Source organism: Escherichia sp. WS3227_2 (assembly GCF_046486495.1).
Lineage (GTDB): Bacteria > Pseudomonadota > Gammaproteobacteria > Enterobacterales > Enterobacteriaceae > Escherichia > Escherichia coli.
In genome coordinates this window covers 701,961-713,125 of the sequence record NZ_JBJQLG010000001.1, presented here as the reverse complement: position 1 = coordinate 713,125, position 11,165 = coordinate 701,961, and the positions used below count along the sequence as shown (strand labels likewise).

The 11,165-nt window shown below is 49.1% G+C and carries 8 protein-coding genes, 1 tRNA gene and 3 rRNA genes; 5 read left to right on the top strand and 7 right to left on the bottom strand.

The annotated features are described in order from the left end of the window. The 4 genes from ACJHXB_RS03465 to rrf (ACJHXB_RS03450) all read left to right on the top strand — a co-directional run. Positions 1 to 85 (top strand): 23S ribosomal RNA (locus tag ACJHXB_RS03465); the annotation flags it as partial. 95 nt (positions 86 to 180) lie between these two features. Next, positions 181 to 296: ribosomal RNA gene (gene rrf, locus ACJHXB_RS03460) — 5S ribosomal RNA — on the top strand. 14 nt (positions 297 to 310) lie between these two features. After that, a tRNA-Thr gene (locus tag ACJHXB_RS03455) sits at positions 311 to 386 on the top strand. 39 nt (positions 387 to 425) lie between these two features. Next, a 5S ribosomal RNA gene (rrf, locus tag ACJHXB_RS03450) occupies positions 426 to 541 on the top strand. A 230-nt stretch (positions 542 to 771) separates the two neighbouring features. On the opposite strand, the gene ACJHXB_RS03445 is transcribed toward rrf (ACJHXB_RS03450), so the two are convergent. The 7 genes from ACJHXB_RS03445 to acrE form a co-directional block, all read right to left on the bottom strand. After that, entirely contained in the window at positions 772 to 1,530 is a 759-nt protein-coding gene (locus ACJHXB_RS03445) for an amino acid ABC transporter ATP-binding protein (protein ID WP_000078348.1), read from the bottom strand. A gap of 7 nt (positions 1,531 to 1,537) precedes the next feature. Next, positions 1,538 to 2,641 (bottom strand): amino acid ABC transporter permease, encoded by a 1,104-nt coding sequence (locus ACJHXB_RS03440; RefSeq protein WP_001469267.1) that lies wholly within the window; start codon positions 2,639 to 2,641, stop codon positions 1,538 to 1,540. A 9-nt stretch (positions 2,642 to 2,650) separates the two neighbouring features. Beyond that, positions 2,651 to 3,832 (bottom strand): amino acid ABC transporter permease, encoded by a 1,182-nt coding sequence (locus ACJHXB_RS03435; RefSeq protein WP_410233462.1) that lies wholly within the window; start codon positions 3,830 to 3,832, stop codon positions 2,651 to 2,653. A 67-nt stretch (positions 3,833 to 3,899) separates the two neighbouring features. Beyond that, the gene (locus tag ACJHXB_RS03430) at positions 3,900 to 4,925 is read right to left on the bottom strand and encodes an amino acid ABC transporter substrate-binding protein (protein ID WP_000738585.1); all 1,026 of its coding nucleotides are present in this window, start codon (positions 4,923 to 4,925) and stop codon (positions 3,900 to 3,902) included. 430 nt (positions 4,926 to 5,355) lie between these two features. Continuing rightward, entirely contained in the window at positions 5,356 to 5,577 is a 222-nt protein-coding gene (locus ACJHXB_RS03425) for a membrane protein (RefSeq protein WP_000825639.1), read from the bottom strand. A 252-nt stretch (positions 5,578 to 5,829) separates the two neighbouring features. Then, a complete protein-coding gene (gene acrF, locus ACJHXB_RS03420; protein WP_001273305.1) occupies positions 5,830 to 8,934 on the bottom strand; it encodes a multidrug efflux RND transporter permease subunit AcrF in 3,105 nt (1,034 codons plus the stop codon). Positions 8,935 to 8,945: 11 nt separating this feature from the next. Next, positions 8,946 to 10,103, bottom strand: coding sequence for a multidrug efflux RND transporter periplasmic adaptor subunit AcrE (gene acrE, locus ACJHXB_RS03415; protein WP_000160370.1), 1,158 nt, complete (start codon positions 10,101 to 10,103; stop codon positions 8,946 to 8,948). 398 nt (positions 10,104 to 10,501) lie between these two features. Here acrE and acrS point away from each other — a divergent pair, with 398 nt between their 5' ends. After that, positions 10,502 to 11,164: a multidrug efflux transporter transcriptional repressor AcrS gene (acrS, locus tag ACJHXB_RS03410; RefSeq protein ID WP_001129504.1), complete on the top strand. Its 663-nt coding sequence runs from the start codon at positions 10,502 to 10,504 to the stop codon at positions 11,162 to 11,164. The last annotated feature ends 1 nt before the right edge of the window (position 11,165 follow it).

The following is an 11,165-nucleotide window of genomic DNA, read 5'->3' as shown; positions in this document are numbered from 1 at the left end:
AAGACGACGACGTTGATAGGCCGGGTGTGTAAGCGCAGCGATGCGTTGAGCTAACCGGTACTAATGAACCGTGAGGCTTAACCTTACAACGCCGAAGATGTTTTGGCGGATTGAGAGAAGATTTTCAGCCTGATACAGATTAAATCAGAACGCAGAAGCGGTCTGATGAAACAGAATTTGCCTGGCGGCCTTAGCGCGGTGGTCCCACCTGACCCCATGCCGAACTCAGAAGTGAAACGCCGTAGCGCCGATGGTAGTGTGGGGTCTCCCCATGCGAGAGTAGGGAACTGCCAGGCATCAAATTTAGCGTGCTGATATGGCTCAGTTGGTAGAGCGCACCCTTGGTAAGGGTGAGGTCCCCAGTTCGACTCTGGGTATCAGCACCACTTTTTAGGTTAAAGTTCGGCAGATTAGAAAAGAATTTGTCTGGCGGCAGTAGCGCGGTGGTCCCACCTGACCCCATGCCGAACTCAGAAGTGAAACGCCGTAGCGCCGATGGTAGTGTGGGGTCTCCCCATGCGAGAGTAGGGAACTGCCAGACATCAAATAAAACAAAAGGCTCAGTCGGAAGACTGGGCCTTTTGTTTTATTTGTTGTTTGTCGGTGAACACTCTCCCGAGTAGGACAAATCCGCCGGGAGCGGATTTGAACGTTGCGAAGCAACGGCCCGGAGGGTGGCGGGCAGGACGCCCGCCATAAACTGCCAGACATCAAATCAAGCGAAAGGCCATCCGAAAGGATGGCCTTTTTGCTTTTCGAACTAACATTCAATTAATGGATCACCTGCGATAAAAATGCCCTCGTACGCTCTGATTTAGGATGCGCAAAAAACTCATCCGGTGCAGCTTGTTCCACTATCTCCCCACGATCCATAAAAATCACCCTGTCAGCGACGGTTCGTGCAAACCCCATCTCATGTGTTACACACAACATTGTCATACCCGACTGCGCCAGCCCAATCATCGTATCCAGCACTTCTTTCACCATCTCCGGATCGAGCGCTGACGTAGGTTCATCAAATAGCATGATCTTTGGTTTCATACAAAGTGAACGTGCTATGGCAACGCGTTGCTGCTGACCACCAGAAATCTGTCCGGGAAACTTCTGGGCATGTTCGGCAATTCTCACCCGCTCAAGGTAATGCAACGCCAGATCTTCAGCCTCTTTCTTAGGCATCTTGCGTACCCAAATCGGTGCCAGGGTACAGTTCTGTAGAACGGTCAGATGAGGGAAGAGATTGAAATGCTGAAAGACCATTCCCACTTCCTGCCTGACGCGCTCAATATTGCGGATATCTTCATTAAGTTCGATGCCATCCACCACGATCCGTCCCTGTTGATGTTCTTCCAGATGATTAATACAACGAATGGTTGTCGATTTACCGGAACCAGAAGGGCCACACAGAACGATCCGTTCTCCCGGTTGCACGGTTAAATTTATATTTTTCAAAACATGGAATTGTCCATACCATTTATTGACGTTTTCCAGCGTAATCATCGCGTTAGCAGGTTGCAGTAAAATTTGGCTCATAGTGTCCTCAATGCGGTGTACGCCCGGTGTTAAAACGTTTTTCCAGATGTTGGCTATAACGTGACATGCTGAAACAGAAGATCCAGTAGATCAGCGCGGCGAAAACATACCCTTCCGTCGACATACCCAACCAGGCGGGATCAACGGTTGCCTGCTGAACGCTACTGAAAAGATCGAACAACCCGATAATGATCACCAGGCTGGTATCTTTGAAGAGTGCGATGATGGTATTTACCAGCCCAGGAATTACCAGCTTCAACGCCTGTGGCAGAGTAACCAGCCCCTGAGTTTTCCAGTAACCCAACGCCAGCGACTCTGCCGCTTCATATTGCCCTTTAGGCAGCGCCTGTAATCCGCCTCGCACGACTTCCGCAACATATGCTGACTGAAACAGGATCACGCCAACCAGCGCGCGGATCAATTTGTCGATACTGGTGCCTTCTGCCATAAACAACGGCAGCATGACCGAAGACATAAACAGAACGGTAATCAGCGGTACACCGCGCCAGAACTCGATAAAAATGACCGATAAGATACGCACAATCGGCATATGGGAGCGGCGACCTAACGCCAGTAAGATCCCCCACGGCAGCGCCCCCGCAATCCCAACTGATGCAATAATTAAAGTTAGCGTCAGCCCGCCCCATTGCCGGGTTTCAACCCGCTCAAGACCAAGAAACCCGCCATACATCAGCCACCAGACAATCAGTGGGTAAATCACCGCCCATACCGCAATATAGCGACCGCGATGCGGGAGTATTTTCCAGAACATTGGTGCGATCGACACAAGCCCAATCAGTAATGCGAGGTTAATTCGCCAGCGTTGGTCGTGTGGGTAAAGCCCATACATAAACTGACCAAATCGTTCGTGGATGAAGACCCAACAGGCACCGGCTTTTGTGCAGTCGGTACGCGTTGAGCCAACCCAGTTAGCCTGCAAAAATGCCCAGTTCAGCAACGGTGGAATCAGTTCCCACATCAACCATATGCAGCCAATAGTCAGCAGGCTATTGCTCCAGCTGGAGAACAGATTTTTTCGCACCCACACCATCGCGCGGCTTGAGTTATGGCTCGCCGGGCGCGGGGGATGAGACAGCAATACTTTTGTCATCATGACTCCTTAGCGTTCAACGATCGCGATGCGGCGGTTATAGATATTCATCAGCAGCGAGATAGTCAGGCTGATAATCAGATAGACCGACATGGTCATGGCTATCGTCTCGATGGCTTGCCCCGTCTGGTTCAGCACGGTGCCAGCAAACAGCGAAACCATATCCGGATAGCCAATAGCGGCGGCAAGAGAGGAGTTTTTGACGATGTTGAGATACTGGCTGGTTAACGGCGGAATAATCACTCGCAGTGCCTGGGGAATAATGACCTGGCGTAGCGTAACCGGATTGGGTAATCCCAGTGACCGAGCCGCTTCATGTTGACCATAAGGCACTGCCTGGATCCCAGCGCGGATAATCTCGGCGATAAATGCAGAGGTATAAACCGAAAGCGCCAGCGTTAAGGCTGCCAGTTCAGGAATTAAAACCATCCCGCCACGGAAGTTAAAGCCTCGTAGGGCTGGAACATCCCAGTGTAGTGCTGCGCCAAAAAGCCATTGCGCCAGTAAAGGCAAACCTATGATCAACATAACGGCGACCGGCCAGGTTCGGCGCAATTGTCCGGTCTTTATCTGGTACGTTTTATTAAAGCGGAATAGCCCAACAGAAAGGACTATAGCCATAACAACAGCCAGGATAAACGCAATAAATCCGTCTCCCAGCTGCGGTGACGGAATATAAAGCCCACGATTGCTCAAAAAGGCCAGATCAAACGCGCTCACAGCCTGGCGTGGTCCGGGCAAATTGCGCAACACGGCAAAGTACCAGAAGAAGATTTGCAGCAGCGGCGGAATATTACGGAAGATCTCAATATAAATTGTGGAAAGCTTTCGTAGCAGCCAGTTATCCGAAAGTCGCGCCAGACCCATAAAGAAGCCCAGAACAGAAGCGAATACAATACACAATGCAGAAACCAGTAGCGTATTGAGTAAGCCAACAATGAAAACGCGTCCGTAGGTATCACCCTGCTGGTAATCGATCAAATGCTGGACAATACCGAAGCCAGCGCCGCGATCCAGAAAGGCAAAACCTGAAGTAATGCCACGATTACTGAGATTCGTCACAGTGTTGTGAAATAGCCAACCAACAATTCCGACAACAGCAACAACGGCAAAGATCTGGAATAACCAGGCGCGAACCGTAGGGTTGGCAAAGGAGAGTGAGCCTTTAACGGTTGAGCGGCGATGAGACATAGAAACCTCGGAAAGCATAACGCTGAAGAGAGCGCCGCCGTAGCGACGCTCGTTACCTCACACCGACTTAACGCACGGGCGGCGCGTACTGAATACCGCCGTTATTCCAGAGATTATTTTGCCCACGTTTAATTTTCAGCGGGCTTTCTGAACCTACGTTACGCTCAAAAATTTCCGAGTAGTTACCCACCTGTTTGATAATGCTGTAAGCCCATTTATTATCCAGCTTCAGATCCTTGCCGTAATCGCCTTCTTTACCCAGCAGATGTGCCATATCAGGCGTTGCTGGATTAGCCGCTTTTTCATCGACGTTTTGCGAGTTAACGCCCATCTCTTCAGCATTCAGCATGGCGAAAAGCGTCCAGCGTACAATCGAGAACCATTCATCATCGCCACGACGAACTACCGGCCCAAGCGGTTCTTTAGAGATAACTTCCGGTAAGACAATCCATTCAGCCGGGTTGCTTAATTTGATGCGCAGGGCATACAGTTGTGATTGATCCGAGGCTAGCGTATCGCAGCGACCAGATTCCAGTGCCTTCGCTGATTCGTCAGAGCGATCGAAAGTCACTGGTGTGTACTTCATATTGTTTGCCTTGAAGTAATCGGCAACATTGAGTTCGGTATCAGTACCCGCCTGAATACAGACGGTAGCGCCATCCAGTTCTTTCGCGCTTTTTAGCCCCGCTTTATCGTGCGTCAGGAAGCCAATGCCGTCGTAATAAGTGACGCCAGTAAATGCCATTCCCATTCCTGCGTCGCGTGATGAAGTCCAGGTCGTATTACGGGAGAGCAAATCCACCTCCCCTGACTGTAAAGCCGTGAAGCGTTCTTTTGCAGTGAGCGGGGTATATTTCACTTTCGTGTCGTCACCAAATACAGCTGCCGCAACACCACGACAAACATCTACATCAATACCTGAAAACTTACCGTCAGCATCGGCATAAGAGAACCCAGGTAATCCATCACTGATCCCGCATTGCACAAAACCTTTTTTCTGAACGGCATCAAGCGTCGCGCCAGCATGCGCCTGATTTGCAACGGCAAGCAGCACGCTGGCGGCAGCCAGTGTGGCTATCATCATCTTTTTCATAATGCTTCCTGTGAGGCGAAAATTATCGTTATAGGACGTTTGGGAAACGTCTTTTACCTGTCTGTGGCCATCCTCTTATAAGCAAAAGTAGTGCCAGCTTTTGCGCACGATTTCGCGTCGCAATAAGCTGAGTGTAGACAGGAAATAATAAAAACAGCGCCCCGCAATGGTGCGAAAATGAAACATGCGCCACATTTTGGCGCAAAATATTTACGCGTTTTTTACTAAGCAGAATAATGATTGTTAGCGTGAGTATAATTCTGGTGGGAAGTGTGAAAATTAAATCGATGCGTTATTTCGAAAGCAGCGAAATAACGCGATATAACATGCTAAATCAGGAGGGAATTACCCAGAAGAATATAGCAATATTTTATCTTATGGAGAGATACTGTATCGTTAAACAGAGTGCGGTACTCCGCGCCCTGTGCAGTTATTTCGACAGAGCGATGATCCCCATCGTCAGGCCAGCAACAGCTGCTGCCCCGCCAGCAATAGCCCCAGCCGTTTCCCAGTTATCCTGAGTCGTGCCTTTCATACAGGTATTAGTGTGAACCAGTCGACCCTGATCGTCATAAACCGGAACGCAGGGCGAATCGTGAGCACAGCCCGCCAGCAATGCGGTGAGCAATGCCACAGGAATTAATCTTTTCATAGTGTTACCTCAGTAATAAACGCTAACGCTTAATAAGTTAACTCTCTTATTAACGAGCTGAATGCCATTTTATCACTGGAGGTTATAAATCTTGCGGAATGAATAATGACAAATTATGTGAATTGTAAAAATAGTGAAGGAAGCGGGAACTATAGAAAGTTTTTAAAGAGTGAGAAGAAGAATATCTTATTAATTTTTATGGGTTTCACTGAAAATAATAAAGGCACCCGAAAGTGCCTTTATGTTTCTGATTTATCCTTTAAAGCAACGGCGGATCACCACAAAGAACACCGGCACGAAGAAGATTGCCAGCAACGTTGCAGAAACCATCCCGCCCATTACTCCGATACCCACTGCGTTCTGCGCGCCACTGCCGGCACCGTTACTGATAGCTAGCGGTAATACGCCGAGAATAAAGGCGAGAGAGGTCATCAGGATAGGACGCAGACGCATACGTACTGCCATTAGTGTCGCTTCAACAACACCTTTACCCTCTTTCTCCATGAGATCTTTAGCGAACTCAACAATCAAAATAGCGTTTTTAGCCGACAAGCCAATTGTCGTTAGCAAGCCCACCATAAAGTAGACGTCATTTTTTTGATTAAAGAGTGTCGCCGCCAGTAGCACGCCGACAATCCCTAACGGCACGACCAACATAACCGAGACAGGAATTGACCAGCTTTCATAGAGTGCAGCAAGGCACAGGAAAACAACCACAAAGGAAATTGCTACCAGAGCGGGAGCTTGGTTTCCCGATAAGCGTTCCTGATATGACATACCCGTCCAGTCATAACCAATGCCAGCTGGTAATTGTGATGCAAGGTTTTCCATCAACGCCATGGCATCGCCGGAACTGGTTCCTGGCGCGGCTTCCCCCTGAATCTCCATTGACGGCAGACCGTTGTAGCGCTCCAGTCGCGGAGAGCCATACACCCAATGTGCAGTGGTAAAGGCCGAGAATGGCACCATTTCGCCGTTGGCGCTGCGGACATAAAGTTTATCGACATCTTCTGGCAGCATACGGAATTTGGCATCCGCCTGAACATACACCTTTTTCACGCGACCACGGTCAATGAAGTCGTTAACGTAAGTCCCACCCAACGCCGTTGAAATGGTCTGATTGATGTCAGAAAGTGAAACACCTAATGCCTGCGCCTTTTCCTGGTCAACTTCCAGTTTAAACTGCGCGGTGTCTTCCAGACCATTAGGACGCACGCTGACTAAGCTGGCAGGATGTTGCGCCGCCATGCCAAGCAACTGGTTACGGGCCTGGGTCAGGGCATCATGACCCAGCCCAGCCTGATCAATTAACTCAAAGTCGAAACCCGTTGCCGTGCCCAGTTCAACAATGGCTGGCATATTGAATGGAATGACAAAACCGTCGCGGATCTTGCCCAATTCCATTTTGGCACGATGGATTACCGCTTCCGCACTGTTTTCGTCACCACTACGCTCTTCCCACGGTTTCAGACTGACGAAAGCCATACCGGCGTTTTGTGCCTGGCCGCTGAAGCTAAAGCCGTTAACCGTAAAGACACTTTCAACGTTCGCTTTCTCGTTCTTCAGATAGTAATCCGTCACTTGATCCAGTACTTTTTGCGTCCGCTCTTGCGTCGCGCCAGCGGGTAACTGAATCATAGTCAGAAAGACACCCTGATCCTCTTCAGGTAAGAAGGAAGACGGAAGACGTAAAAACAACACCACCATTCCTGCAACAATTAGTGCATAGATCAGTAAATATCGTCCTGTGGAACCGAGGATTTTGCCGACGCTGTTGGTGTAGTGGTTAACGCTATGATCGAAGGTGGTATTAAACCAGCCGAAGAAACCGCCCTTATTTTCGTGATGCTCAGCAGAGACGGGTTTGAGCAGTGTTGCACATAACGCTGGGGTAAGAATCAATGCCACCAGAACAGAAAGCGCCATTGCCGAAACGATGGTGATAGAGAACTGGCGATAAATTGCCCCAGTAGAACCGCCGAAGAATGCCATTGGAATAAATACCGCTGACAGCACCATCGCGATACCCACCAGTGCGCCCTGGATTTGCGACATTGATTTTTCCGTCGCTTCTTTTGGCGGGAGCTTATCCTCCATCATCACGCGCTCGACGTTCTCCACCACCACTATCGCATCATCGACGAGCAGCCCGATGGCAAGCACCATCCCGAACATCGTTAGTGTGTTGATGGAGTAACCAAAAGCGGCGAGGATGGCAAACGTCCCTAACAACACCACGGGTACCGCAATGGTGGGGATCAGCGTTGCTCGCATATTCTGCAAGAACAGATACATCACCAGGAACACCAGCATAATAGCTTCGAACAGCGTTTTTACCACTTCGTGAATAGAAAGCTGGACGAATGGTGTGGTGTCATAAGGGTAGAGAACCTTCATTCCCTGCGGGAAGAATGGCTGTAATTCCGCCAGTTTTGCCTTAATGGCTTTCGCGGTATCGAGAGCATTCGCGCCGGTTGCCAGCTTAATACCCAGGCCCGCCGCCGGTTTACCGTTGATGCGAGCGATAACGTTATAGTTTTCACCGCCAAGTTCAACCCGTGCGACATCTTTCAGGCGTACCACCGAGCCGTCACTGTTTACGCGCAAGGTCACTTTGCCGAATTCTTCCGGATTTTTTAACCGCGTCTGAGCAATAATCGAGGCGTTCAACTGTTGCCCTGGTAACGCTGGCGTTCCGCCCAACTGTCCGGCAGCGATCTGATCGTTCTGTACCTTCAACTGGTTAATCACATCAACCGGCGTCAGTTTGTATTTGTTTAGCAGATCGGCGTCCAACCAGATACGCATCGCATACTGTGCGCCGAAAAGTTGTACGTCACCGACGCCATTCAGACGGCTAAGCGTATCTTTAACGTTAGAGGCCACATAGTCCGAGATATCGTCCTGTGTGGTGCCTGGGTTATCAGAGACAAAGCCCGCCACCATCAAATAGCTGCTACTGGACTTTTCAACACTGATCCCCTGCTGCTGTACCTCCTGCGGCAGCAACGGCGTGGCGAGCTGGAGTTTGTTCTGCACCTGCACTTGCGCGATATCAGGATCGGTCCCAGACTGGAAGGTAAGGGTAATTGTCACGCTACCGGCAGAATCGCTGGTGGAGGACATATACATCAGGTTATCGATACCATTCATATTCTGTTCGATAACCTGCGTCACCGTATCCTGCACGGTCTGCGCATCAGCGCCCGGATAGTTTGCCGAAACAGAAACTGCAGGCGGCGCAATGGTTGGGTATTGGGCGACGGGCAATTGTAGGATCGCCAGTACACCCGCCATCATCAGAATAATGGCCAGCACCCATGCAAATATCGGTCGTCGAATAAAAAAGTTTGCCATGTCAGATTGCCTTACTTCGATGCAGAATCTGCGGGGGTATCGGTAGTGGCTTTAACCTGCTCTCCCGGACGAGCTTTTTGCAGGCCGCTGACAATGACTTGATCGCCAGATTTCAGCCCTTCGCTAATCAACCATTTATCGCCAATCGCCTGGCTGGCAACGACAGGGCGCGCTTCAACCTGACTTTTATCGTTAACAATCAGCACGGTTGCATCACCACGCGGTGTGCGGCTAACGCCTTGTTGCGGGATAAGAATGGCATCAGATTGGATGCCTTCATCAATCCGTGCGCGCACAAACATACCAGGTAAAAGCGTATGTTGCGGGTTAGGGAAGACGGCACGTAGGGTTATGGAGCCGGTGCTTTCATCAACGGTAACATCGGAGAATTGCAGCGTACCTTTCAGGGGATAGGTTTGACCGTTCTCCATGACCAACTCTACGTTGCTGGTGGCGTTTTCCTTATGCAAATTTCCTTGCTCTACGGATTGCTTCAGCCTCATAAAATCGTTGCTGGATTGGGTCACATCAACATAGATAGGATCGAGCTGCTGGACAGTCGCCAGTTCGGTCGTTTGCCCATTAGTGACAAGAGCGCCTTCGGTCACAGCCGATTTGCCGATACGTCCACTAATTGGCGCAGTTACTTTGGTATAAGCGAGATTGATGCGAGCGCTTTCGACCGTGGCTTTTGCGGCAATCACGGCGGCATCGGCCTGGCGAGCATCAGCAATGGCCTGGTCGTACTCCTGCTGACTGATGTATTTCGTACCCACGAGCGGAACGTAACGTTTTACCGTCAAATGCGCGATGGCGGCGGCGGCTTCACTTTTCGCCAGTTCGCCTTTCGCGCTGTCATAACTTGCCTGATAGGTCGCGGGATCGATCTGGTACAGAGACTGGCCTGCTTGCACATCGCTGCCTTCAGTGAAATTGCGACTCAGTACGATCCCGCTAACCTGTGGGCGAACTTCGGCTATACGGTAAGCATTGGTGCGGCCTGGTAATTCAGTCTTAACTTCTAACGGGGCCGTATTCACAATATGAACGGTAACCTGCGGTTCACCGACGTGAGCTTTCTCTTCTCCCTTATCGTTACAACCGGCGATTAAAGCCGCGGAGATCAGAATAAAGGAGGGCAGGAGGAAAAACCTGGCATGTTTCGTCATTACTATTCCTCAAAAAACCAAAAGCGCGTTATTTACCCAAAAAGGCAACGCGTTAACTCGCAGAAAGAAAAATACAGTTCGCTATCCTACAAATTATCATTCGTCGATGTAAGGAATAGTTATGAATACTGGCGTCTCAAGGCACATAAACACAAAAAAAGATTAATATTCTACTGTTTTATTTTGACGCGGGTTGAAAGAGGTAGAATCAAATCCTCGTAAATTGAAATATATATTGATAGAGTGAATGTATTTTAGGTAAATAATAAACGTTATTTATTTGACGATTTATAGCAACTCAATATTAGCCGCTCGTATAAATATACATTAGGTGATAGATTAACCTTCGTTATTTTCTCATCCTGTGTCGAATATATTTATTTCCTGAATAATTAATCATGGCAAAAAGAACCAAAGCTGAAGCCCTGAAGACCCGGCAAGAACTGATTGAAACTGCCATCGCCCAGTTTGCGCAGCATGGCGTAAGCAAGACGACGCTCAACGACATTGCCGACGCCGCTAACGTTACGCGTGGCGCTATCTACTGGCACTTCGAGAACAAGACCCAACTGTTTAATGAGATGTGGTTGCAACAGCCTTCATTGCGGGAGTTAATCCAGGATCACTTGACTGCTGGGTTAGAGCATGACCCGTTTCAGCAATTGCGTGAAAAATTGATTGTTGGCTTGCAATATATTGCCAAAATTCCCCGCCAGCAGGCGTTGCTGAAAATCTTATATCACAAATGTGAATTTAATGATGAGATGCTGGCAGAGGGAGTGATACGCGAAAAGATGGGCTTTAATCCGCAGACTCTCCGCGAAGTATTGCAGGCATGTCAGCAACAAGGTTGTATAGCAAATAATCTCGATTTAGATGTTGTGATGATTATTATTGATGGTGCCTTCAGCGGAATTGTTCAAAACTGGTTAATGAATATGGCGGGTTATGATCTTTATAAACAAGCCCCCGCTCTGGTCGATAACGTATTAAGAATGTTCATGCCAGATGAAAACATAACGAAATTAATTCATCAAACGAATGAATTAAGTGTCATGTAAA